The organism is Streptomyces justiciae, assembly GCF_015163075.1.
In the GTDB taxonomy this organism is placed as follows: Bacteria; Actinomycetota; Actinomycetes; order Streptomycetales; family Streptomycetaceae; genus Streptomyces; species Streptomyces justiciae.
In genome coordinates this window covers 267,097-290,375 of the sequence record NZ_JADDXU010000005.1, presented here as the reverse complement: position 1 = coordinate 290,375, position 23,279 = coordinate 267,097, and the positions used below count along the sequence as shown (strand labels likewise).

Sequence of the window (23,279 nt, the reverse complement as noted above, 5' to 3'; positions counted from 1 at the left end):
GCCGGCGTGAAGGGGGGATGGCTCATGGGGCCGTTGATCGCTGTGATGGGGAGCGCCGATCCGGGGCGGCGGCTGGACCCGCCGTTGACGGACGCGGCCGGTGCGCTGACGGCCTGCGAGGAGATCGGCGCGGAGCTCGCGGCCGACGGGTGCCGGATCATCGTGTACTCCAGCGAGGCGCAGTTCATCGAGAGCCGGGTCGTCACCGGCTTCCTGACCCGGGAGGACCTGCCGGAGGGCTCCGTCCAGGTCCGGCCGCCCTACGAGGACGGCGACATCGACTTCCCCCAGCGGGACGAGCGGCCCGAGGTCTTCGACCTGCGGTACGAGCCGGGCAACGACTGGGAGATCAGCTTCTACCGGTCGCTGCGCGACGTCGACGGGGTCATCCTCGTCGGCGGCGGCCGCTCGACGCTGGTCACAGGGATGATCTGCCTCGCGTTCGGGATACCGGTGTATCCGCTGGCGGCCTTCGGGGGTTCCGCCCGCAAGGTCTGGGAGACCATGAACCGGTCCACCCATCACGCCACGGCGGACGAGGTGTCCGCCATGGGCGCGCAGTGGGGTCCGGGCAGCGCCCAGCGGCTGGTGCGGCTGCTGGGCACGCAGCGGGAGCGGCGTGAGGAGAAGCAGCGCGAGGAGGCGAGGTCCCGGCGGGGCGCCACCCTGCGGGCGGGGCTGGGCGCGGTCACGGGGATGCTGCTGCTCCTGCTGGGCTTCGCTACCATCCCGCTGACGTACGCCGTCGAGTCGAGCACCGCGGTCAACCTGTCCGCGCTGATCGTGGGCGCGCTGGCCACCGGCACCTCGGGGGCGATCACCCGGACCGTCTTCGACCGCGAGACCCACTGGGCGCGGACGGCGGTCCTCGGCATGTCGGCCGGCGGGATCGCCTTCCTGCTCTTCGTCTCCGCCCAACTGGCCGCGTCCCCCGACATCCTGGCCGGGGAGGGCGTCCGCCGCCTGCTGTTCTTCGTCCTGGCCGTCGGCTATGTCTCGGGCTTCACGTTCGACGCGGTGTACAACCGCCTGAAGCAGACGGAGCCGCCGGCGCCGCCGGTGATTCCGGGGTTGCCGACGGGGGTGCCGGGCGGGGCGACGCCGCCGCAGTCGCCAGGGGGTGCGTGATGGAACCGCCGTCCAGGCTCGAGGTGTTCCTCAGCCACCGCTATCACTCACCGGCCGAGAACCAGTACTTCTGGGAGCTGCTCAGCGCGGTCGAGAACGTGTCGTTCCGCGTCGACAAGGCGGGCTCCTTCACCAGTCCGGTGCGGCTGGAGCGGATGATCCGGGACGCGGACGGGTTCGTCGGCATCCATCCGCTGCCAGGACCGGCGCACGCGGCCCCCGTGCCCTCGCAACTCCTGGAGACCGCCCAGTACTTCCGTCTCGAACTCGCGATGGCCGTACGGGCCCGCAAGCCCGCCGTCGTCTTCCACGACCAGCGGCTGCTGCCGGTGCTCCGGGCCCCGCAGAGCGTGCGCCTGCTGCCGTACGACGCCCAGGAGGTCGACGCGGGCCGGCACTCGTCGCTGCCCGCCAAGGTCGAGGCGGCCTTCCGCGGCTTCCTCGCCGAGGCGCACGCGTCGGAGTCGGCACCCAGGCGGCGCTCCCACCAGGCACGGCGGGTGGGGGTGCTGGTCCCGCCGGAGGACCCGCTCGTTGCGGCCACCCTGACCGCTGCCCTGCGCGGCGAGTACTGGGAACCCGAGGTCCTGCCCTGGCCGCCCCGGCTGGACCTCGATCTGATCGCCCGGCTGCGGGCCTGCGACTGGGTGGTGATCGACCTGGACACCGCACCCGGCCGGCTCGCCGCCGCCTTCGCCCACGGCCAGTTCGTCCCGACCCTGGCGATCGCCTCGCGGGCGGACGAACCGGTGCCGGACGTGGAGACGCTCTACGGCACGTCCGCGACCGGCCACCGCAAGGCGATCGTCCGCTGGAGCGGCCCCCTCGACCTCGCGGACGCCGTCACCAAGCACCTGAAGGTCATCGACGAACCGCCCCAGTACATCGGCAGCGCCGAACAGGCCGTGGCGCACTTCCGTTCCGCCGCCCTGCGCAACGAACACGTCTTCCTCAGTTACGCCTCCGCCAACGGCGACCGGGCCGCCGAGTTCTCCCGCCTGCTGAACGGCCGTTTCCAGGAGGTCTTCGACTTCCGCGAGCAGGGGGCCATCGGCGTCGGTGAGGACTGGCTCGACGACCTGATCGGCAATCTGGCCAGGTCGGCGATCGGTGTGCTCCTGCTGTCGAAGGAGTATCTGGAAAGCGAGTACTGCATGTTCGAGGCGCGGGAGTTGCACCGGGCGTCGATCGAACGCCGGGTGAGGCTCGTTCCGGTGTGCCTGGAGAAGATGGACCTCCCGGCCTTCCTCCAGGGCACCCAGTACCGCGCCCTCTACCGCCACACCCCGCAGGAGATCGTCACCGAGCTCCTGTCCCAACTCCCCGCCACCGCCTGACCATCGGCCAGGTCGCCACCCCGATCGCCAGTGAGAACAGGTGCCCCCAGTTGCTCAGCGGATCGGTGAACGCCAGCAGGTCCTGGACCAGCATCCAGCCGAACCCCACCAGCAACGGCCAGCGCAGCCAGGGCCGCAGCAGCCCCGCCAACGCCCCGAAGCTCGCGGCGACGCCGAAGCTGATGCCGTAGTCCAAGCGGTGCAGTGAGCTGTCCGGCAGCTGCCCGACCAGCACCGCGAGCCCCACCGGCACCTCGGTCGCCAGCGTGGCCAGAACGTGCCCCAGCAGGAAGACGACCGCCGTCCGCGCCCCGCCGATCCGCCGCTCCAGCGCGGTGAGGACGAGGAGAAAGCCGATGGCGTACGGCGACAGCAGCCCGCCCGCGACCCACAGCGCACTGGCGAGCAGCACGAGCACCGGCGTCCGCACGAGGTGTGCCACATCGGTGCTGGAGCCCTGGAGCAGGCTGTGCACGAGGTCGGGGTCGGCGTACTCGGTGACCAGCGAGGTCACGGCGAGGACGGCGGCGTACCCGAAGGTGAAGGGGGTCCCGGTGGGGGTGGGGAGGAGGCGCCAGGGGCGGGGGCGTACCGGAGCCGGGCGGGTGGCCGGTGCCGATGCCGGCGCCCGCTGACTCGGGATGCCGTCGAGCAGCTCGGCGGCATCGGGAAGACCGGCCGTCTCAGTCCGTTCCACCGCGAGGCGCTCCTTCCGTTTCGCCCCACGATTCGCGCCCGACCCGCCCGCTGTCTGTGACCGGCGCCACGCGGACCCCGATTCACAGCCACTTCTCAAGAACCGCCCAACGGGCGGCGGGCGGGCCCCTGATGTCGTACGGCCACGGCAATCGCCTGTGCACAAGCCACCGAACTGCCAAAATGACCCGATGCCCATCTCGTACGACACCCCTGAAGTCCTGGACCGTCGCGAGGGCCCGCACGGCGAGGTCGTGCTGCGCCGGCACGGTCGGTTGTTGCAGATCATCGCCAACGGCTGCTTCCTGATGGACACTTCCGACGGCCGCTCGGAGCGGCTGCTGGTCGACGCCGCGCTCGCCGCGCTGGACGACCGGCCCGCGCCGAGCGTGCTGATCGGCGGGCTCGGCGTCGGCTTCTCGCTCGCACACGCGGCCGAGAATCCGCGCTGGGGCCGGATCACCGTCGTGGAGCGGGAATCGGCCATCATCGACTGGCACCGTGACGGCCCGCTGTCCGCGCTCTCCGCGCGAGCGCTCGCGGATGCACGCGCAAAGATTCTGGAAACGGATCTTGTCACTTACGTCAATGAGACATCGGACACGTACGACGCGCTGTGCCTGGACATCGACAACGGACCCGGCTGGACCGTCACCGAGGGCAACGACGGGCTGTACTCCTCGGCCGGACTGGCCAGCTGCGCAAGGGTGTTGAGGCCGGGCGGGGTGCTGGCGGTGTGGTCGGCGCAGCCCTCTCCGGAATTTGAAAGTTCCCTATGGAATGCCGGGTTCCAACAGGTGCGTACCGAAGAGATCCCGGTTGCCCGGGGCGTTCCGGACGTCGTGCATCTCGGCGTCCGACCTGGATAGCCGAGGCGCGGTGACTCCCCGTACTCTGCTTCCCTGACGCAGATCATTCAAGCGTCAATCGCAAGCATGCGCAGGCAAGCCAGAGAGCGGAATCACCCCACTGATTCCGGAAAGCAACTTTTGGGGCGGGCGATGGAGCAGACACACACCTCCCACAACGGCACGGCTACGGCCACCCCGGGCGCGCAGCGCCGGGTGCTGGTGGTCGAGGACGACCCGACGATCGTGGAGGCCATCGCGACCCGGCTGCGCGCCGAGGGATTCCTCGTGCAGACCGCGGGCGACGGTCCGGCGGCGGTCGACACGGCCGAGGCCTGGCAGCCCGATCTGCTGATCCTCGACATCATGCTGCCCGGCTTCGACGGCCTGGAGGTCTGCCGCCGGGTGCAGGCCGCCCGTCCGGTGCCGGTGCTGATGCTGACCGCGCGGGACGACGAGACCGACATGCTGGTCGGGCTGGGGGTCGGCGCCGACGACTACATGACCAAGCCGTTCTCGATGCGGGAGCTGGCGGCCCGGGTGCACGTCCTGCTGCGGCGGGTGGAGCGGGCGGCGCTGGCCGCCGCGACGCCCCGCTCGGGCATCCTGCGCCTGGGCGAGCTGGAGATCGACCACGCGCAGCGCCGGGTGCGGGTCCGGAGTGAGGATGTTCACCTCACCCCGACCGAGTTCGACCTCCTGGTGTGCCTGGCGAACACCCCGCGCGCGGTGCTATCCCGGGAGCAGCTGCTGGCCGAGGTGTGGGACTGGGCGGACGCCTCCGGCACCCGCACGGTCGACAGCCACATCAAGGCGCTGCGGCGGAAGATCGGCGCCGAGCGGATCCGCACGGTGCACGGCGTGGGCTACGCCCTGGAGACGCCGACGCCATGAGCGACGGTCCGGCCGGACGGAGAGGGCCCTGGGGGCCCGGGGACCCCAAGGGTGTTCCCGGTGAGTCCTGGGGCAGCGTGCGCCCGTTCTCGATCAAGACCAAGCTGGGGGCGCTGGTCGTCGCCTCGGTCCTGATCACCACGGGCCTGTCGATGATCGCGGTGCAGACGAAGACGGAGATCCGTTTCATCACGGTCTTCTCGATGATCGCCACGCTGCTGATCACCCAGTTCGTGGCGCACTCGCTCACGGCTCCGCTGGACGAGATGAACGCGGTCGCCCGCTCCATCTCGCACGGCGACTACACCCGCCGGGTCCGCGAGAACCGCCGGGACGAGCTCGGCGACCTCGCCGAGACCATCAACCGCATGGCCGACGACCTGGAGGCCCAGGAGCAGCAGCGCAAGGAGCTCGTGGCGAACGTCAGCCATGAGCTCCGTACGCCCATCGCGGGCCTCAGGGCGGTGCTGGAGAACATCGTGGACGGGGTCTCGCCCGCGGACCCCGAGACGATGCGTACGGCCCTGAAGCAGACGGAGCGGCTCGGCCGGCTCGTCGAGACGCTGCTCGACCTCTCCCGCCTCGACAACGGCGTCGTACCGCTGAAGAAGCGCCGTTTCGAGGTGTGGCCGTATCTGTCTGGCGTGCTGAAGGAGGCCAACATGGTCGCCTCGGCGCGGGCGGGACTCAGCTCCGGGTCCGGCAGCCACACGCGCACGGACGTGCATCTGCACCTGGACGTGACCCCGCCGGAGCTGACCGCGCACGCGGACCCGGAGCGGATCCACCAGGTGGTGGCGAACCTCATCGACAACGCGGTCAAGCACAGCCCGCCGCACGGCCGGGTCACGGTGAAGGCCCGGCGGGGTCCCCTGCCGGAGTCCCTTGAGCTGGAGGTCCTCGACGAGGGCCCCGGCATTCCGCGCTCGGAGTGGCACCGGGTCTTCGAGCGGTTCAACCGCGGCAACATCACGCGCCCGCACGGTCCGGGCAGCGACGGCGGCACCGGGCTCGGGCTGGCGATCGCCCGCTGGGCGGTGGATCTGCACGGTGGCGGGATCGGAGTGGCCGAATCCGAGCGTGGCTGCCGGATTCTTGTCACTCTCCCGGGACTTCCATCTCTGCCAAGTTGACGTAAAGTTCGAAGCGGAGCTTCAAGATCCACGGGCGTCCGCGCTGACGGACACGTGTGATCGGCCACAGGCCCGCGCCATCGGCGTCCAGGGGCCCCGCTCACCCCTTCCCGGGTGACGCCGTGAGAACCGGAACCACGCTTGTTTCCCGCCATTTCCAGCGGCGAAACACGGTTTTCGATGTGACTTACACGACGATGAACCGGCCCGGCCTGACCTTCTGGGTCTTGGAGGCGTAGCCTTTATTCCCGCTGTCCATCACCTTGTGAAGCGGAAGAGGGCGGTTGCCGCCGTGTCGCCACAGTCCCCCAGTAACTCGAGCATGTCGACCGACGCAGACCAAGCGGGCAAGAACCCCGCGGCCGCGTTCGGACCGAACGAGTGGCTCGTCGACGAGATCTATCAGCAGTACCTCCAGGACCCGAATTCGGTAGACCGAGCCTGGTGGGACTTCTTCGCCGACTACAAGCCGGGCGCGGCCGCCGCCCCGGCTGCGGCTGCTGCTCCGGCCCCCGCCGCCCCGGCTCCGGCGGCTCCTGCCGCCCCCGCGGCTCCTGCGGCGCCCTCGGTGCCCGCGCCGGCTCCCGCGGCCGCGCAGCCCGCTGCCGCCGCTCCGGCGCCCGCCAAGGCCGCCGCCCCGGCTCCGGCTCCGGCCGCTGCTCCTGCGGCTGCTTCGGCTCCGGCTCCGGCGAAGCCCGCCGCGGCCAAGCCGAAGGCCGAGCCGGCCGCCGCGTCCGCGGAGGGCCCCGAGCTGGTCACGCTGCGCGGCCCCGCCGCCGCGGTCGCGAAGAACATGAACGCCTCCATCGAGGTGCCCACGGCCACGTCCGTGCGCGCGGTCCCGGTGAAGCTGCTCTTCGACAACCGCATCGTGATCAACAACCACCTGAAGCGCGCCCGGGGCGGGAAGATCTCCTTCACCCACCTCATCGGGTACGCGATGGTGCAGGCCATCAAGGCCATGCCGTCGATGAACTACTCCTTCACGGAGAAGGACGGCAAGCCCACCCTGGTCAAGCCGGAGCACGTCAACTTCGGCCTCGCCATCGACCTGGTGAAGCCCAACGGCGACCGCCAGCTGGTCGTCGCGGGCATCAAGAAGGCCGAGACGCTGAACTTCTTCGAGTTCTGGCAGGCCTACGAGGACATCGTCCGCCGCGCCCGTGACGGCAAGCTGACGATGGACGACTTCTCCGGTGTCACGGTCTCCCTGACCAACCCCGGCGGCCTCGGCACCGTCCACTCGGTCCCGCGCCTCATGCCCGGTCAGTCGGTCATCATGGGCGTCGGCTCCATGGACTACCCCGCGGAGTTCCAGGGCACCTCCCAGGACACCCTGAACAAGCTCGGCATCTCGAAGGTCATGACGCTCACGTCGACCTACGACCACCGGGTCATCCAGGGCGCCGCCTCCGGCGAGTTCCTGCGGATCGTCGCGAACCTGCTCCTCGGTGAGAACGGCTTCTACGACGACATCTTCGAGGCCCTGCGCATCCCCTACGAGCCGGTCCGCTGGCTCCGGGACATCGACGCCTCGCACGACGACGACGTCACGAAGGCCGCCCGTGTCTTCGAGCTGATCCACTCCTACCGGGTCCGCGGCCACGTCATGGCCGACACCGACCCGCTGGAGTACCGCCAGCGCAAGCACCCCGACCTCGACATCACCGAGCACGGCCTCACCCTGTGGGACCTGGAGCGCGAGTTCGCGGTCGGCGGCTTCTCCGGCAAGTCCCTGATGAAGCTGCGCGACATCCTCGGCGTGCTGCGCGACTCGTACTGCCGCACCACCGGCATCGAGTTCATGCACATCCAGGACCCCAAGCAGCGCAAGTGGATCCAGGACCGCATCGAGCGCCCGCACTCCAAGCCGGAGCGCGAGGAGCAGCTGCGCATCCTGCGCCGGCTGAACGCGGCGGAGGCCTTCGAGACCTTCCTGCAGACGAAGTACGTCGGCCAGAAGCGGTTCTCCCTGGAGGGCGGCGAGTCCGTCATCCCGCTGCTGGACGCGGTCATCGACAGCGCGGCCGAGTCGCGCCTGGACGAGGTCGTCATCGGCATGGCCCACCGCGGCCGCCTGAACGTGCTCGCCAACATCGTCGGCAAGTCGTACGCGCAGATCTTCCGCGAGTTCGAGGGCAACCTCGACCCGAAGTCGATGCACGGCTCCGGTGACGTGAAGTACCACCTGGGCGCCCAGGGCACCTTCACGGGCCTGGACGGCGAGCAGATCACCGTCTCGCTGGCCGCGAACCCGTCCCACCTGGAGACGGTCGACCCGGTCATCGAGGGCATCGCCCGCGCCAAGCAGGACATCATCAACAAGGGCGGCACGGACTTCACCGTCCTGCCGGTCGCCCTGCACGGTGACGCGGCCTTCGCGGGCCAGGGCGTGGTGGCCGAGACCCTGAACATGTCGCAGCTGCGCGGCTACCGCACCGGCGGCACGGTCCACATCGTCATCAACAACCAGGTCGGCTTCACGGCGGCTCCCGAGTCGTCGCGTTCCTCCATGTACGCCACGGACGTGGCCCGCATGATCGAGGCGCCGATCTTCCACGTGAACGGCGACGACCCCGAGGCCGTCGTCCGCGTCGCCCGCCTCGCCTTCGAGTTCCGCCAGGCGTTCAACAAGGATGTGGTCATCGACCTCATCTGCTACCGCCGCCGCGGTCACAACGAGTCGGACAACCCGGCGTTCACGCAGCCGCTGATGTACGACCTGATCGACAAGAAGCGCTCGGTGCGCAAGCTCTACACCGAGTCCCTCATCGGTCGCGGCGACATCACCCTGGAAGAGGCCGAGCAGGCGCTCCAGGACTACCAGGGCCAGCTGGAGAAGGTCTTCACCGAGGTCCGCGAGGCCGTCTCCCAGCCGGCCACCGGCCCGGTGTCGGACCCGCAGGCGGAGTTCCCGGTCGCCGTGAACACCGCGATCTCCTCCGAGGTCGTCAAGCGGATCGCCGAGTCCCAGGTCAACATCCCGGACACCTTCCACGTCCACCCGCGTCTGCTGCCGCAGCTCCAGCGCCGGGCGACGATGGTCGAGGACGGGACGATCGACTGGGGCATGGGCGAGACCCTCGCCGTCGGCTCGCTGCTCCTGGAGGGCACCCCGGTCCGCCTGTCGGGCCAGGACTCCCAGCGCGGCACCTTCGGCCAGCGCCACGCGGTCCTCATCAACCGCGAGACGGGCGAGGAGTACACCCCGCTCCAGTACCTCGCCGAGGACCAGGCCCGCTACAACGTCTACAACTCCCTGCTCTCCGAGTACGCGGTCATGGGCTTCGAGTACGGCTACTCGCTGGCCCGCCCCGACGCGCTCGTGATGTGGGAGGCGCAGTTCGGCGACTTCGTCAACGGCGCGCAGACGGTGGTCGACGAGTACATCTCGGCGGCGGAGCAGAAGTGGGGCCAGACGAGCGGTGTCACGCTCCTCCTCCCCCACGGCTACGAGGGCCAGGGCCCGGACCACTCCTCGGCCCGTGTCGAGCGGTTCCTCCAGCTCTGCGCCCAGAACAACATGACGGTCGCGATGCCGACCCTCCCGTCGAACTACTTCCACCTCCTGCGGTGGCAGGTGCACAACCCGCACCACAAGCCGCTGGTGGTCTTCACCCCGAAGTCGATGCTGCGTCTGAAGGCCGCCGCGTCGAAGACGGAGGAGTTCACGTCGGGTCAGTTCCGCCCGGTCATCGGCGACGCGTCGGTGGACCCGGCCGCGGTCCGCAAGGTCGTCTTCGTGGCGGGCAAGCTGTACTACGACCTGGAGGCCGAGCGGGTCAAGCGCGGCATCACGGACACGGCGATCATCCGGATCGAGCGCCTGTACCCGCTGCCGGGTGCCGAGCTCCAGGCCGAGATCGCCAAGTACCCGAACGCCGAGAAGTACCTGTGGGCCCAGGAGGAGCCGGCGAACCAGGGTGCCTGGCCGTTCATCGCGCTCAACCTGATCGACCACCTCGACCTGGCGGTCGGCGCGGACGTCCCGCACGGCGAGCGCCTGCGGCGCATCTCGCGCCCGCACAGCTCGTCGCCGGCGGTGGGTTCGGCGAAGCGGCACCAGGCCGAGCAGGAGCAGTTGGTGCGTGAGGTGTTCGAGGCGTAGGCCTCTGCGTCCGGCACGCCGGAAGGCCCGGTCCCCTTTGCGGGGCCGGGCCTTCCGGCTGTCCGTGAGCGGTCCTGGTCAGGCGGGCTGCGGTTCGAACTCCCAGTAGGGGCGCACCCGTTCCCGGGCCGAGACGGTGTGGATGTGCTGCGGTCCGAGGGTCTCGGCCAGCCGCCGCAGGGCGTCCTGTTCCAGCGGGTCGGCCTCGTCGGGGCGCCCCACGTCCCGCAGGTCGTAGGCGAGGGCCACCTGGGCGCTGAGTGTCATCGGGTGATGGTCGCCGAGGACGGCGCGGCAGCCGTCGTACGTCGCCGTCGACAGGGCGAAGGCCTCGTCCAGGCGGCGGGTGAAGTTGCGCCCGGCGGCCGCGTTCATGGCGGCGCCCAAGGTCCACGGGTGCCGGGAGCCGAGGGCGTTGTCCATGCCGACGAGCGCCTGCTCGCACAGGTTGTGGGCCTCCTCCCGCGCGCCCTGCGCCCGCAGCACCAGGCCCAGGTTGGACAGCTCGCCCAGGTAGTAGGGGTGGGCGGGGCCCAGCTGGCGGAGGTAGGCGGAGACGACGTCCTCGGTGAGCCGGCCGGACTCGTCGAGATTGCCGTACTCGCGCAGGTAGGCGGCGAGGTCGGAGGCGATCATCAAGGTGGCCGGGTAGTCGGCGCCGAAGACGCGGCGGCTGCGTTCGTAGACGTCGCGCAGTCCGTCGCCGGCGCGGTTGAGGTCGCCGCCGCGGCGCTGGCACAGGGCGAGGTTGTGCTCGGCGAGCAGGGTGAGGGGGTGGTTCTCGCCGAGCAGGGCCCGGTTCAGCCGCAGGCTCTGCTCCTGGTGGGAGAGCGCCTCGGTGTACCGGCCCATCAGTCTGAGGCCGCGGGCGCAGGAGATGCCGGAGCTGAGGGTGTTGAGGTGCCGGGTGCGCATGACGCGTTCCCGGCGGCGCAGGGTGTCCAGGTCGAGTTCGTACGCCTCCCGGTAGCGGCCCAGCAGCCGCAGGGCCACGGCGAGGTTGTTCTGCGCGTCCAGGGCGCTGGCGTCGTCCTCGCCGAGCAGGCTGCGGTACGTCGTCCAGCCGTGCTCGAACAGCTCGCGCGCGGTGTCGTACTTGGCCATCCGCAGCAGCACCGAGCCGAGCAGGCTCATCGCCCGCAGCGTCTCCAGGTCCCGGTCGCCGCGCTCCTCGCTGAGCTGGTCGACCATGCGCCGGCTCAGCGCCTCCGCCCGCCGGAACTGGCCGAGCATCCGCAGCACGGCCCCGAAGGTGTAGCCGAGTTCGCGGACCTGGGCGTGGTGGTCGCCGAGTTTGTCCCGCCACTGCTGGTCGGCCTGCTCGCACAGGGCGAGGCAGGTGCGGTACTCGCCGCTGAAGTTGAGGAAGCGCAGGCACTGCAGGACGAAGTTCTGGATCTCCGGGTTGCTGCTGGCCAGCGCCCCGGACGGTTCCAGATGCGGAATGAGTTCGGCGTACCGCGCCCAGTTGCGCGGCTCCGCCGGGCCGCCCGGGTCGGCCTTGGCCAGCACCCGTCGCACGGCCCGGGACAGCACGGTGGTCTCGTCCGCCGCGACGTCCTGCCGTACGACGCCGTAGACCATGCTGTGCAGTTGTACGGTCTCCACGCTGCCGCCGGCCTCCGCGGAGTGCTCGGAGTACTCGAGACCGGCGACGGAGAACTGAACGAGTTTGTTGAGGGCGGCGTTCCAGCGGACCTGGTCGTTCATCAGGCCCGAGTACTCCTCGGGGAGGTCGGTCGCGGGGATCTGCCGCAGCAGCCGGAGCGGGACCCGGCCGGGCGCGAAGAACACGCACAGCCGCAGCAGGGCGCGGGCGTCGGGGAACTCCTCGCGGATGCTGTTGAGGAGTATCGCGATGGACTGCGGGAACGGCGTGGGGAACTCCTCCGAGACGCGCAGCACGTCGGGGGCGTCCAGGCGTTGCTTGAGGAGGTCGAGGTAGGCCGGGACCGTCATCGGTGAGTCCGCGAGCCAGCCCGCCGTCTGGTCGAGCGCGAGCGGGAAGTCGCCGAGCGCCTCCGCGAGTTGCTCCGCCTCCTCGGCGCGCAGCCGCAGGGCCCGGCGCCGGATGAAGATGACGCTCTCCCGGCGCGTGTAGACGGGCACCTCGACGAGCTGGGTGTTGCGGGTGGCCCAGTCGCGGTTGCGGGAGGTGATGATGACGTCGCCGGCGCCGGAGGGCAGCAGATCGGTGAGGATGTCGGGCTCGTCGCACCCGTCGAAGACGATCAGCCAGCGGCCGTAGGGGCGGCCCCTGCGCAGGGCCTCCAGGGCGGTACGGATGCGTTCGCCGTAGCTCGCCGCCTCGACGCCGAGCTGGAAGGCGGGGGCCAGTTCGGCGAGGCGTTCGCGCATGCTGGCCCGGTCCTGGGCCGGCACCCACCAGACCACGTCGTACTCGGAGGCGTAGCGATAGGTGTACTCGGTGGCGATCTGGGTCTTGCCGACGCCGGACATGCCCAGCAGCGTGACCACCTTGGCGCCGGACGGCGCTTCCTGGAGGCGTTCGCGCAGCCGGTTCATGACCTCGATCCGGCCGGTGAACCGCGGGTTGCGGCGGGGCACCCCGCCCCAGACCTCGGGCGGGTCGTTGGGGAAGCGCGGGCCGTGCCGTCCGGTGCTGACGCCGAGCCGCTCCACGGGCAGCCCGAGTCGGCGCAGGACGCGGTACTCGGCTTCGCGGGCGTCGATGCCCCACAGCTCGACGGGTTCCAGTGCCGCGGCGGCGCCGGGCGTGGTGCCGCTGGTGAGGGTGACACCGACGTAGCGGCCGGGTTCGCGCTCGGTGACGGCGGCGAGCGCCTCGTTCCACTGCTGGGTGGTGTGCCCGCCGCGGCCGAAGTACCGGTCGCTGAGCACCATGATCACCTTGCCGCTGGCCCGGCCGAGGTCGGCGAGGGCGTCGGTGAGCGTCGCGCTCGCCTGGGGGTCCAGCGGCCGCAGGGTGACCCGGTGGCCGTGCTCCTCCAGACGGTGCCCGAGCCAGCCCGCCCAGGTACGGTCGTACCCCACGTAGCTGACCAGGAAGTGCTGTGGACCGGCGTCTTTGTCGGTTGCCCTGACGGTCACTGGCGCCCCTCTTCCGTGTTCCTCGAACGAATGCGCGCCCCGTGGTCGGCAAGGGCGCCGACGAACTCGTGCCCCTCGGGCGTGAGATGGCGGGAGCCGACGAGTACGGGGAGCACTGCGGTGACTTGACGCCCATAATGGGCGTGCCGGGCTGACGCACCGTCCACTCCGGCGTGTGCCGCCCTCCGCCACCACCCGGCCAGAGCAGCATGGGCGTACGTCCCGTGCAGAAGTCCCTCGAAGGGCCGCCGGTCGGGCCGCCACGGCACGCGGTAGTGCGGCTCGGGCCCGGCGGTGTGGAGCCGGACGAGATCGCTCAGGGCGGCCAGCTTGCCGTGCGCCACCTCGTGCACCAGCGCGGCGGCGAGGTCGAGCCGGGCGCGTGGGCGCAGCAGAACCGAGCCGGGGGTGGCGGGTGCGGTCGCCCCGGCGGAGCGTGAGGTGCGGGCCAGCGGGACCACACAGCTGAGCAGGGTGCGGATCTCCTCGGCGCGCGCCGGGTCCACCCGGTCCAGGAGCGCCATCGCCCCGGTGAAGCGGCGGTCCCACTGGGCGCGTCCCTGGGCCGTGAGGCGGCGGGCGGGCCGGACGCGGCCGAAGGGGCGGGGGGCCCGGTAGGGATCGAGGTCGTCGAGGGTGACCGTGGTGCCGGCGAGCCGGTGCAGGGGCAGCGCCTGGCAGTCCGCGGGCGGTTGCCGCCAGGATTCGGCGGTGACCGTGAGGACGCCCGGCCGCTCGCGGCGCAGGGCGCCCAGCGAGGGCAGTGCGAGGAGCCGTCCGCCGCTTCTGAGGCGCACGGAGAAGTCGAGACCCGCGCGCAGGGCCGCCGCCGCTGCCATCGCGCCGAAGTAGCCGAGGTCGGGCGGCGCGTCGGGGCGGGAAGCGCGCAGTCGCCGCAGGGTCTCCTCGGCCCAGGAGCCGACGGCGGGGTGGTGCAGCACCTCGCGCACGGCCTCGGGCGCGGCGCGCTCGGCCGCCTCCAGCAGGGCCCAGTGGTCGGCGCTCTCGCCCGGGCGGGGCACGGCGTCGAGGAAGGTGCGCAGCAGCAGCAGGCGTTTGCTGACCCGGGTGGCGAGCAGCAGGCGGGCGGTGTCCGGGTCGGGGGTGGTCGTGCCGAGCTGCCGTAACTCCGTGGTGGACACGGCGATGCGGCGGGTGTCGCCCGTGGTGCGGGGCCGGGTCGTGGTCAGCACGGCAGGGCTCCCGCCCACGGGTCCGCGTCCGGCGCGGGGCGTTCGGGGACCGCGGCGCGCAGCCGGCCGGCGATGTGCCGGATCAGCGCGTCGAGTTCGGTGCAGTACACCGACGGGTTGCGGAAGCCGTCGCCGTCGCGGAAGCGGTGCACGTAGTGGCCTCCGCCGCACACGGTGACGAGGTCGCAGGCCTGGCAGACGGGGGCGAGCGCGGCGGGGCCCAACTGGCGGGCGGCGAAGCCCGGATGGTCCAGCAGCGCGTCGAACCCGTCGCGGGCGACATGGAGTCCGGTGTCCGCGGCACCGTCGTAGGCCGACTTGAGGGTGTCGATCAGCTCGATCGACCCGTCGGTCTCGACGACGGCGGTGACCGCAGCGGCGAGGCCGAGCGCCTCGGTGCCGGTGGGCAGCCCGAACAGCAGGGCGATGACCTCTTCGAACCGTCGGATCCGGGTCCGCCGCCGGCCGGCGTCCCACCAGTGGTCGAAGACGGCGATCAGCCAGTCCGCGTACGGGGTGCGGCCCGGTCGGCGGCCCGGCGGCGGGCTGCTCCAGTTGCCCAGGGGCAGCAGCAGGTCGATGGCCGGGGGCGCGAAGCTCAGCAGCGACTCGTAGGTCTCGACCGGGTCCTGCTCCAGGTCTACGACGCACAGCAGGCCCGCGTAGCTCTCGGGCCGCTCGGCGAGCAGGCGCAGGCCCCGGGCGGCGGCGGGCCAGGAGGGCCGTCCGGCGTGGTCGACGCGCCGGCCGTTGTGCCCGGGCCCGCCGTCGAGGCTGACGCCGACCCGGATGCCGGCCGCCGCGAGCGCGTCCAGCCGCTCGGCCGTCAGGAGCGTGGCGTTGGTCTGGACGGTGGCCGAGAGCGCGCAGCCCGTCGGCAGGGCGGCGCGTAACTCCTCGACGAACGCGGCCAGTTCGGCGGCCGGGGTGAGCAGCGGCTCGCCGCCGTGCAGGACCAGGTCGACGCTCGGCAGGCGGTGCCGGCGGGCGTGGTCGGCGATGCGGCGGACGGTGAGCGCGCGGACCTCGGCGCTGATAACGGCGGGGCGGTCACGCCAGGTGCCGTCCGCCATCTCGTAGACGTAGCAGTAGGTGCACGCCAGATTGCACCGGCTGTTGGTCTTCACCACGAACTGCCGCAGCGGCCGGGCGAGTCGGCCGCCGGCGCGCAGCGCCGGGACGTCGAGTGCCGCGTACGGCCAGGGCGCTCGCGCGCGATGCGTCGCCCACCGGTCGTGCTTCCCGGCCTCCATGCCGTCACCCCTCCCCGTCGGCCCTCCCCCGGGCCGGTGTCCAGTGCTCCCGCGGGACGCCGTCAGCCCGCCCGCTGGTCGAACTCGGCCAGTACGTTCAGCGGGTCGACGACCCGGTCCAGCAGGTCCTCGATGACGTCGGCCAGCACCGGGTGGTCCAGCCCACGCAGAGCGGTCAGGTCGACCCCGGACAGGTCCACCAGCCGGGTCGCGCACGCGGTCGCGGTCGTGTCGTCCACCATGACCGCCGAGTCGTTCGGGTCCTTCATGTACGGCTCCTCTTTTCGCCGGCCGCCTCGCGCCTCGTCGGCGGCTGTCGTCCCCGTGCCTTCTCCCCGTCCGTCCCCGGGAGGAAACTGGCACGCGGTGGCAGCGGCCGGATCAGGGATTCTGCAGGGCTCGAATACGTTCCCGCAGCGCCGCCGTGTCCACCTGCTCGTCGTCGTACGGTCCTTCGGCACCCGGTGCCTCGTCGGGGCCGTCCGGGTCCGGTGGGGCGTCAGCTCCCTCCGGCCGGGTCTCGGTCCACAGTTCCAGCGCGGTCCGATAGGCCTCCAGGGCGCCCCGTGGCCGCCCCATCCGCTCCAGGACCTGCCCGCGCAGCTGTTGCAGCCGCGCCGCGTGGGCCAGCCCCTCGCGTTCCCGTTCCGCCCCGGTGTCGAGCGCCGCCCGCCAGGCCCGGCGGTAGGAGTCGGCCGCGTGCTCCAGCCACCCGAAGTCCTCGGTCCTGTCGTGGAGTTCCAGCTGTACGTCGCCGTGCTCGCGCCAGGCACGGGCGCGCAGCAGCGGGTCCTCGGACGCCTTCGCCGCGAGCGACAGCAGGTGTTCGGCCTCCCAGAGGTCGACCATGTCGCGTTCGTGCCGGTAGCGCAGCCGCAGGCCGCGCGCGAGGGCCAGGACGCGGCGGGCGGAGCCGGGGTCGGTGCGCGGCAGGGCCGCCCGGCTCTCCCGCAGCACCTGAACGGCCGCCGACACATGGCCGGCGCCGTCCGCGGCGCCCGCCCGCTCCAGCAGCGCCTCGCCCCACTCCGGAAGCAGGTCCGCGTACCGCTCGTCGTCGCGGGCCGCCAGCGGCCGGGCCGCGGCGTAGGCGGCGGTGGCGGCGTCCAGGTCCGTCAGGTCGCGCGCGCGTTCGTAGCGGGCCCGGCGAACCCGCGCGGTGCGCACCAGCACGGCCAGCCGCAGCGCCTGGTCCCCGGCCGCCTCCGTCAGCGCCCGCGCGAGGTGTCCGAGCGCCTCGTCGTCCCGGCCGGGGACGCGGCTGAGCGCGCCGGCCAGGTCCAGTCGCGCCCTGGCCCGGCGGACCGGGGGCGCCTCGGGGTCCAACGCGGCCAGTCCTACGGCGAGTTGTTCGGCGGCCCGCTCGGCCGGCCCCGGGTCGTGGTCGAGTTCGGCGAGCGCGAGCAGGACTTGACCGAGCATCAGATGCAGGGTGCTGTCGGGCTTGCCGCGCAGGCGTCCCTCGCGCCGCTCGTACTCCTCCAAGGTGGCCACCGCGTCCCGGAGATGGCCCGGTGCGGCCTGGAGGCGGTGCAGGCGCAACAGGATCTCGGCGCGACGCACCGCGCAGTCCCGGCCGAGCTCGTACTCGACGCCCTCGGTCACGCACACCGCGGCGAACTCCTGCTCCGCCTCGCCGAGCGTCTCGGCCGACGGGCCCGGGCGGGCGGCGAGCGCCTGCTCGTACAGCACCTGTCCGAGCACGGCGCGGGCGCGGACCATGCCGGGGACCGCGGTGGCCCGGCGCAGCACCGTCCGGGCCTCGTCGAGCAGGAGCGGGTCGTGCTGGACGGACCACAACTTCAGCAGCACCCGGCCCAGTTCGAACCGGACCTCGCCGCCGCCCCCGGCACCGGGCAGGGGGTCGTCCCACTCCTGCGCGGCCCGCCGGAGCACCGCCGCGGCGGTGTGCAGCCCGTTCTGGTTGCCGTCGCGTTCGTAGTCGGCGACCAGGGCGCGTGCCGTGCGCACCGGCCAGGTCTGGTCCGGCGGTCGCCGTCCGGTCTCCGGCGCCACCGGTTCGTCGTGGGCCGGTTCCAGGAAACGTCGTACGACCGCGGCCGGCACCTCGGCGAACGGCCGGGGCACCGGCACCTCGGCGGTGTCGTCGTCCGGCGTCTCGCGCAGCGCGCCGCGGGCCCGGTCGAGCTGGGCGACCGCCAGCGCCGGGAAGTCGCGCGCGCCGCGGCCGAAGTGCCGGCGCACGTAGTCGGAGCAGTGCTTGAGCACCAGCGCGGCCTCGTCGCGGTCGAGCGGACCGAGGAGCACGTCACGGACGCCGGGCACGAACTCGTACCAGTCGCCCGGCTCGTCGCCGTTGCGCCGGAGCAGCCCGCTGAGCAGCACCTCGGCCAGGTCGGAGGGGCCCGAGCCGGGGAGCATGGTGTGCTGCACCATCCGCATCACCGGCAGCACCAGCGGTGCCGCCGACAGGAACACCGCCAGGCGCATGGCCCGCGGTGAGGCGCTCGAGCGGAACCGGTGCACGAGTTCCTCGGGGCCGAGCTGCGGCGCGTTCGCCTCGGGGGCCGCCGCCTCGGGATGGTCGGCGTACACCCTTCCCGTCACGGCCGGTACGGGGCGGCCGCCGAGGCCGGCGAGGAGCCGCGCCCAGGCGCCCATGGCGGGCGGACTCGGCGGCAGCATCGGCACCGAGCGCCCGCCGCCCGCCGCCGGTCCGCGGGCCAGGAACCGCAGCGGCGCGCCCTTGCCCTCGCCGCGGTGCAGGGTGCCGGACTCGGCGGGCAGCCAGGTGCGGTTCCACAGCCGGTGCGGCAGCGGCTGGACGAGCGCGGTGGGCGAGTACTCCGCCCACCGGTGCACCAGCCGCTGGGCCCATCCGCGCCGCCACAGCGGGCCCGTGCAGTCGGTCAGCAGCAGGGTCAGGGACCGCCCCGAGGGGTCGCGCAGCTGGTCCGCCGGCCCGCCCGCGCCGTGCGGATCGGGGCTGCGGCCGAGGAAGGCGGTGCCGTCGGGCAGGTTGTGCAGGTAGTGGGCCTGTACGTCGCGGAAGGCACCGATGCGTTCACACACGCCCCGCAGTTCGGTGAAGAGCTCCCGCCAGACGACCATCGAGGGCGAGGCGTCGAGCACCAGGTGCAGGGTGGCCTCCCGACGGCCCTCGGGGCGCAGCACCGGCATGATCAGGCCCATCGCCCGGGCGCTGGCGTCGGCGGTGGCCTCCTCGTCGAGCACCATGCGGCGTGGCGGGGCGGGCAGTTGCAGGCGTTGCAGCGGGCGCAGGGCGCGCTGGAATTCCAGGACGCACGGCAGTGCGGGCGGGGCGGGCGCGCGCACCTGGACCACGCGTGCGGCACGGCCCTGCCCCGGGGCCGGGGGTCCGGCGCCGCGGCCGTCTGCGTAGAAGGAGACGCTGCTGCCCCGGCGCCGCGGCCGGCGGGCCGGGGTGGCGTCCGTGGCCGGGGGGTCCTTCTCGGGTGCGCGGCTCGGGGGTTCCCCGGTGTCGCCGGTGCCGGTCGCGGCGGACGTCGGTGTCCGCCGGGGAGGGCCGAGGTACGGGCCGAGCCAGAGGGCGTCGGCCAGTTCCTCCGCGGTGGTCTCGAGTCCGCTCGCGTCGAGCAGTCCGGCCAGCCGTGCGACCTCGTCGGGGGGTCCGGTCACGGGGCCACCTCGCTCCGCTCCGGGGTCCGCCGGGCCCGCACGCCGCGCACCGCGCTCACCTGGCCCGGTCCAGGCGCTGGACCAGCAGGTCGGCGAGGCTCTCCCGGGTGGGCGGGGCCGCGTAGTGGGTCAGGAAGATGGCGTTGAGCAGCTGGTCCGCGGCGATCACCTCGTGCTGGGCGCGGGCCAGGAACTCGCGGATCAGTTCGCCCCCGCGTTCCGCCGCCTCCTCGCCGAGGTGGGCCTTGACCATGGCGCTGAGCCGCTTCTCGTCGGGCGGGGCGAGTTCGAGGTGGATGCAGCGGCGTAACAGGGCGGCCGGGAAGTCGCGTTCGCCGTTGCTGGTCAGGACGATGAACGGAAAGGCCCGGCACCGCACCCGGCCGCCGCGCAGGGTGACCTTGCGGCCGTCGTCGGTCAACACCTCGACCTCCGGCTCCCGTTCGGCCACCCGCTCCAGCTCGGGGATGGCGAACTCGCCCTCCTCCAGCACGTTCAGCAGGTCGTTGGGCAGGTCGATGTCGCTCTTGTCGAGCTCGTCGATGAGCAGCACGCGGGGGCGGGACCCGGGCAGCAGCGCGGTGCCGAGGGGGCCCAGGCGTATGTAGTCACCGATGCCGGGGCCCTGTTCGGGCCGACCCGCGTTGGCGGCGATCTGCACGTCCTGCAGGCGCGCGATGGCGTCGTACCGGTACAGGCCGTCCTGGAGTCCGCTGCGGGAGACGATCGGCCAGCGCAGCACCCGGCCGAGCTTCAGCTCGTGGGCGACGGCGTGCGCGAGGGTCGACTTGCCGGTGCCGGGGCGGCCGGTGACGAGGAGGGGGCGGCGCAGATAGAGGGCGGCGTTGATGACGTCGAGCTCCTCGGCGTCCGGTCCGTCCAGGCGGACGTCCTGGCGCCGGCTGCCGAGCCGGCGCAGCGTGCTGCTGTCGCCGACGGGCGCGTCCGGTTCGCCGGTCGCGGGGTCCTCGTCGGAGGGTGCGGCGTCGGGCGGCGGCTCACCGTCGAACGCGCGCCAGGGCGGCGGCGGGGGCAGCCGGGTGATGCCGTCGTGAGGTACACCGACGCCGCGGTAGATGAGCCATTCGTTCATGTCCTGCTCCTCGTCGGTGAGCGGCGTGTGGTGCGGCGTCGTGCTCCCTTGTACGGAGGCGTCACAGGTCTCCGTTCAGGGGCGCGCCGACCGGCAGCGGATGGCCCGGATCGTCGAACACCAGACCCACTCCGAGCGACCAGTAGGCGTCGGGCTCCTTGCTGAACACCCTTCCGCGCAGCTCCTGGAGGCGGGCCGGCAACTGGGCCGCCCCGGAGGCCCGTTCGAGTTCCCGTTGCGCACCGCGGTGGAAGTCGGCGCACCCTCCGGCGGCCGGCGCCGCGTCGGGTCTGCGGCACACGGCGACCGGGTACCCCGTCTCCCGCACGGCGTGCAGGGTGCCGAGGGTGGGCTGGGCGTCGGCGCTCCGGCAGTGCACGGGCACCGTGTGCTCGGCGAGCCGGTCGAGCCAGTCGTGGTCCACGGTGCGCGGCCGGCCGCCCGCGCAGTCGGCCGGCCGGCCCTCCAGGGGGCCTTCGCGCAGCCGGTTCCACCGGGCGGTACTGCGCTGGAGCGCCCGGTGCGCGACCGGCAGCGAGCTCGGGTAGCGGAAGACGACCTGCCGCTGCACCCCGACCGGTATCCCCTCGCTCAGTTCCCACGCGTCGACGGGAAGGACGAACAGCTCGGGCGGTACGGCGACTTCCAGCCGGACCCGGCGGTCGCCGCCCGCGTCCACCGACCGGAACGTCTGGAGCAGCGGATCGCGCATCGCGTCCCACAGTTCCTGCTCGGTGGCGGCACTCCCGTCGTGCCGCGGCTCGGCCCGGCCGCCCGCGCGCAGCACCGAGATCTGCCAGCTGTACGAGCCTGTCCAGATGTCCTGCCAGGCCTCGACCAGCACGGTCGGCGCCGACGCCTCGACGTCGGCCGCGGCAGTGCCGGCGGGTTCGGGCCGGTCGGCGGGCGCGCCGTGCGGTGAGCCGTTCATCAGGGCGGGCCTGCTCTCGGCGCGCCGCTGCTGGAGCTCGGCGTATCGCCCGGCCACGTCGCTCTTCAGCGTTCTGCTGTGCCGGCCGGCGAGGTCGAGCACCTTGTCCCACAGCCGCTCCTCCAGGTCCGGGGCGGGCGGCCGGACGTGGTCGAGCGCGGCGACGGCGCTCACGTACCGGAGCATGGTCGCGGTCTCGTCGCCACCGGGCGGGTCGTAGAGCATGCCGAATCCGTCGCGCCAGGCGAGCGGGGCCGGGCACAGGCCCGAGCCGAACTCCTCGCCCCGGGAGCGGTCGACGAGTTGCTTGGCCACGTCGGCGCCGTCGGGCGGCGGCAGTTCGGCCAGCATGCCGAGGAGGGCGGCGCGATCGCCCGGGGCGAGGCCGTGCCGGCCGGGCGGCAGACAGGCCTGCTGGTGGTCGGCCCAGCTGGCCCGGTTCTGGGTGTCGAGGTGGCGGTCGAGGTGATAGCGGTCGTGGGCCCGCACGACCTCCTGGTAGCAGGGGGCCGCGCGGAGTTGCGTGACGGTGACCGCGAGGCCGCCGCCCGCGGCGTTGCGCCGGGCTTTGACGACGCCGACGACCTCACCGCGACGCAGATCCACGACGGGCCCGCCGGACATGCCGGGTTCGATCTCGTCGGCCGCGCCGAGCCGCACGAAGGCGCCGCGGGCGGCGTCGCCGAGCAGGGTGGTGCGCCGGCCGGTGATCTCCTGTTCGCCGAACTCGTCGGTGCAGCCGAAGTACGCCACCTCCTGGAAGCGCGGCCTGGGCCGGTCGCTGAGCCACAGACACGCGTGCGAGACCGCGTCCCGGACCCGGACGAGCGCCAGGTCGGGGGCCTGCCACGCACCTCTGCGCTCCGCGGGTTCCGCGGGCAGCAGCCATTCCACGAGGCCGGTGGTGACGCCCGCCGCGCCGTTGTCGTCGGTGAACGAGATGCCGACCTCGCTGCCCACGCCGGCCACCCCCTCGCCCCCTCTCGCGGACCCCCCGACGGCCCGCTCCCCCTCGCCGATCACATGGGCGCAGGTGAGCACCCAGCCGGGCGCCACGAAGAAGCCTGAGCCCCAAGTCTCGCCCGTCCCGGCTTGTGCATACCCGGAGCGGCGGTCGTGGATTCTCACACAGGCCGACAGCACGGAGCTTTCCAGGATCTCGAACGCCCGCGCGGGCTCCGTCGTGCGCTCGGAGGCCATGGCGTCCTCGCGCACTACTGGCCCTCGGACTGCGCGGGGTCGTCGGTCCGCGGCTCGGGATGCCAGGTCAGCGTCACCGTGAGCGAGGCCTTCGCCTCCGAGCTCGCGAGCAGCGAGACCACGGCGCCCGACTTCGCCACGAGCTCCACGCCGAAGGAGACACTCACCTCGTCCGGCCGCACCGCGTCCGCCGCGCCGCGCAGGGCGCCCGCGACTCCCTGCACCAGATCGTCCAGCCCCTCCACCCCACGGGCCACCCGGTCCGCGAACCGTCCGGTGTCCGTGTACTTGCCCTGGGCGGGTACGGCGGGCAGCGACGCTCCCTCCGACGCCCGCATCAGGACGGGTCGGCCGCCGATCTCGAGCCGTACGACGTCGTCCGCACCCACCGCTTCCTGACCGGCCATGCCCAGCCCCCTCGTTCCGGCCACCCCCGTGGCAGGTCCTCACTGCGCCACCAACCACCCCTGGAACCACCATGGTTGGCCTTCCAGGCTAACCCCGGCGCTCTTCCGGAGGGAGGGAACGTGGGCAGGCCGCTTATCCTGGGCTCGGACTGAACTGTTCTGCCCTGTACGGAGCGCAACTTGTACTTCACGGACCGTGGCATCGAAGAGCTGGAGAAGCGGCGCGGCGAGGAAGAGGTCACCTTCGAGTGGCTCGCCGAGCAGCTGCGGACGTTCGTGGACCTCAACCCGGACTTCGAGGTTCCGGTCGAGCGACTGGCCACGTGGCTGGCGCGGCTGGACGACGAGGACGACGAGTAGGTCGT

Annotated in this window: 16 protein-coding genes; 7 read left to right on the top strand and 9 right to left on the bottom strand. The window is 72.6% G+C overall.

Annotated elements, in window-relative coordinates; translation table 11 throughout:
- Positions 1-24: 24 nt before the first annotated feature.
- Positions 25-1,128 (top strand): hypothetical protein, encoded by a 1,104-nt coding sequence (locus IQ210_RS16655; protein WP_228047862.1) that lies wholly within the window; start codon positions 25-27, stop codon positions 1,126-1,128.
- Positions 1,128-2,465, top strand: a complete 1,338-nt coding sequence (locus IQ210_RS16650) for a toll/interleukin-1 receptor domain-containing protein (protein ID WP_194079794.1) — start codon at positions 1,128-1,130, stop codon at positions 2,463-2,465. The genes IQ210_RS16655 and IQ210_RS16650 overlap by 1 nt, the downstream gene beginning before the upstream one ends.
- On the opposite strand, the gene IQ210_RS16645 is transcribed toward IQ210_RS16650, so the two are convergent.
- Positions 2,428-3,162: a rhomboid-like protein gene (locus tag IQ210_RS16645; protein WP_194079793.1), complete on the bottom strand. Its 735-nt coding sequence runs from the start codon at positions 3,160-3,162 to the stop codon at positions 2,428-2,430. The two genes, IQ210_RS16650 and IQ210_RS16645, sit on opposite strands and share 38 nt — an antisense overlap.
- Before the next feature lie 190 nt (positions 3,163-3,352).
- Between IQ210_RS16645 and IQ210_RS16640 the strand changes: the two genes are divergently transcribed.
- From IQ210_RS16640 to IQ210_RS16625, 4 genes are all read left to right on the top strand, one after another.
- On the top strand, positions 3,353-4,030 hold the full coding sequence (locus IQ210_RS16640) for a spermine/spermidine synthase domain-containing protein (protein WP_194079792.1): 678 nt from the start codon (positions 3,353-3,355) through the stop codon (positions 4,028-4,030).
- Between the two features lie 132 nt (positions 4,031-4,162).
- The gene (locus tag IQ210_RS16635) at positions 4,163-4,903 is read left to right on the top strand and encodes a response regulator transcription factor (protein ID WP_046261291.1); all 741 of its coding nucleotides are present in this window, start codon (positions 4,163-4,165) and stop codon (positions 4,901-4,903) included.
- A complete protein-coding gene (locus tag IQ210_RS16630) occupies positions 4,900-6,036 on the top strand; it encodes a sensor histidine kinase (RefSeq protein WP_194079791.1) in 1,137 nt (378 codons plus the stop codon). Before IQ210_RS16635 ends, IQ210_RS16630 begins: the two co-directional genes overlap by 4 nt.
- Before the next feature lie 292 nt (positions 6,037-6,328).
- Positions 6,329-10,144 (top strand): multifunctional oxoglutarate decarboxylase/oxoglutarate dehydrogenase thiamine pyrophosphate-binding subunit/dihydrolipoyllysine-residue succinyltransferase subunit, encoded by a 3,816-nt coding sequence (locus tag IQ210_RS16625; RefSeq protein WP_194079790.1) that lies wholly within the window; start codon positions 6,329-6,331, stop codon positions 10,142-10,144.
- A 78-nt stretch (positions 10,145-10,222) separates the two neighbouring features.
- Here the strand turns inward: IQ210_RS16625 and fxsT are convergent, their stop codons facing one another.
- The 8 genes from fxsT to IQ210_RS16585 form a co-directional block, all read right to left on the bottom strand.
- Positions 10,223-13,216: an FxSxx-COOH system tetratricopeptide repeat protein gene (fxsT, locus tag IQ210_RS16620; protein WP_194079789.1), complete on the bottom strand. Its 2,994-nt coding sequence runs from the start codon at positions 13,214-13,216 to the stop codon at positions 10,223-10,225.
- Positions 13,213-14,409: an aKG-HExxH-type peptide beta-hydroxylase gene (locus IQ210_RS16615; RefSeq protein ID WP_194079788.1), complete on the bottom strand. Its 1,197-nt coding sequence runs from the start codon at positions 14,407-14,409 to the stop codon at positions 13,213-13,215. Before IQ210_RS16615 ends, fxsT begins: the two co-directional genes overlap by 4 nt.
- Positions 14,403-15,662, bottom strand: coding sequence for an FxsB family cyclophane-forming radical SAM/SPASM peptide maturase (locus tag IQ210_RS16610; RefSeq protein ID WP_194079787.1), 1,260 nt, complete (start codon positions 15,660-15,662; stop codon positions 14,403-14,405). Before IQ210_RS16610 ends, IQ210_RS16615 begins: the two co-directional genes overlap by 7 nt.
- 62 nt (positions 15,663-15,724) lie before the next feature.
- The gene (gene fxsA / locus IQ210_RS16605) at positions 15,725-15,931 is read right to left on the bottom strand and encodes an FxSxx-COOH cyclophane-containing RiPP peptide (protein WP_228047860.1); all 207 of its coding nucleotides are present in this window, start codon (positions 15,929-15,931) and stop codon (positions 15,725-15,727) included.
- A 112-nt stretch (positions 15,932-16,043) separates the two neighbouring features.
- On the bottom strand, positions 16,044-19,283 hold the full coding sequence (locus IQ210_RS16600; RefSeq protein WP_194079786.1) for an SAV_2336 N-terminal domain-related protein: 3,240 nt from the start codon (positions 19,281-19,283) through the stop codon (positions 16,044-16,046).
- 55 nt (positions 19,284-19,338) lie between these two features.
- Positions 19,339-20,376 (bottom strand): AAA family ATPase, encoded by a 1,038-nt coding sequence (locus IQ210_RS16595; protein ID WP_194079785.1) that lies wholly within the window; start codon positions 20,374-20,376, stop codon positions 19,339-19,341.
- A gap of 61 nt (positions 20,377-20,437) precedes the next feature.
- Positions 20,438-22,507 carry a VMAP-C domain-containing protein gene (locus IQ210_RS16590; RefSeq protein ID WP_194079784.1) on the bottom strand — a complete coding sequence of 690 codons (2,070 nt, stop codon included), beginning with the start codon at positions 22,505-22,507 and terminating at the stop codon, positions 20,438-20,440.
- 14 nt (positions 22,508-22,521) lie between these two features.
- Positions 22,522-22,914, bottom strand: coding sequence for a CU044_2847 family protein (locus IQ210_RS16585; RefSeq protein ID WP_194079783.1), 393 nt, complete (start codon positions 22,912-22,914; stop codon positions 22,522-22,524).
- 180 nt (positions 22,915-23,094) lie between these two features.
- Between IQ210_RS16585 and IQ210_RS16580 the strand changes: the two genes are divergently transcribed.
- Positions 23,095-23,274: a DUF6104 family protein gene (locus tag IQ210_RS16580; protein ID WP_003992906.1), complete on the top strand. Its 180-nt coding sequence runs from the start codon at positions 23,095-23,097 to the stop codon at positions 23,272-23,274.
- Positions 23,275-23,279: the final 5 nt, after the last annotated feature.

What these genes read in the sequence shown, in the direction of transcription:
- IQ210_RS16640 (WP_194079792.1), top strand. Translation starts at nt 3,353, where the DNA reads ATGCCCATCTCGTACGACACCCCTGAAGTCCTGGACCGTCGCGAGGGC.
- IQ210_RS16630 (WP_194079791.1), top strand. Translation starts at nt 4,900, where the DNA reads ATGAGCGACGGTCCGGCCGGACGGAGAGGGCCCTGGGGGCCCGGGGAC.
- IQ210_RS16650 (WP_194079794.1), top strand. Translation starts at nt 1,128, where the DNA reads ATGGAACCGCCGTCCAGGCTCGAGGTGTTCCTCAGCCACCGCTATCAC.
- IQ210_RS16585 (WP_194079783.1), bottom strand. Translation starts at nt 22,914, where the DNA reads ATGGCCGGTCAGGAAGCGGTGGGTGCGGACGACGTCGTACGGCTCGAG.
- IQ210_RS16610 (WP_194079787.1), bottom strand. Translation starts at nt 15,662, where the DNA reads ATGGAGGCCGGGAAGCACGACCGGTGGGCGACGCATCGCGCGCGAGCG.
- IQ210_RS16590 (WP_194079784.1), bottom strand. Translation starts at nt 22,507, where the DNA reads ATGGCCTCCGAGCGCACGACGGAGCCCGCGCGGGCGTTCGAGATCCTG.
- IQ210_RS16655 (WP_228047862.1), top strand. Translation starts at nt 25, where the DNA reads ATGGGGCCGTTGATCGCTGTGATGGGGAGCGCCGATCCGGGGCGGCGG.
- IQ210_RS16595 (WP_194079785.1), bottom strand. Translation starts at nt 20,376, where the DNA reads ATGAACGAATGGCTCATCTACCGCGGCGTCGGTGTACCTCACGACGGC.
- IQ210_RS16635 (WP_046261291.1), top strand. Translation starts at nt 4,163, where the DNA reads ATGGAGCAGACACACACCTCCCACAACGGCACGGCTACGGCCACCCCG.
- fxsA (WP_228047860.1), bottom strand. Translation starts at nt 15,931, where the DNA reads ATGAAGGACCCGAACGACTCGGCGGTCATGGTGGACGACACGACCGCG.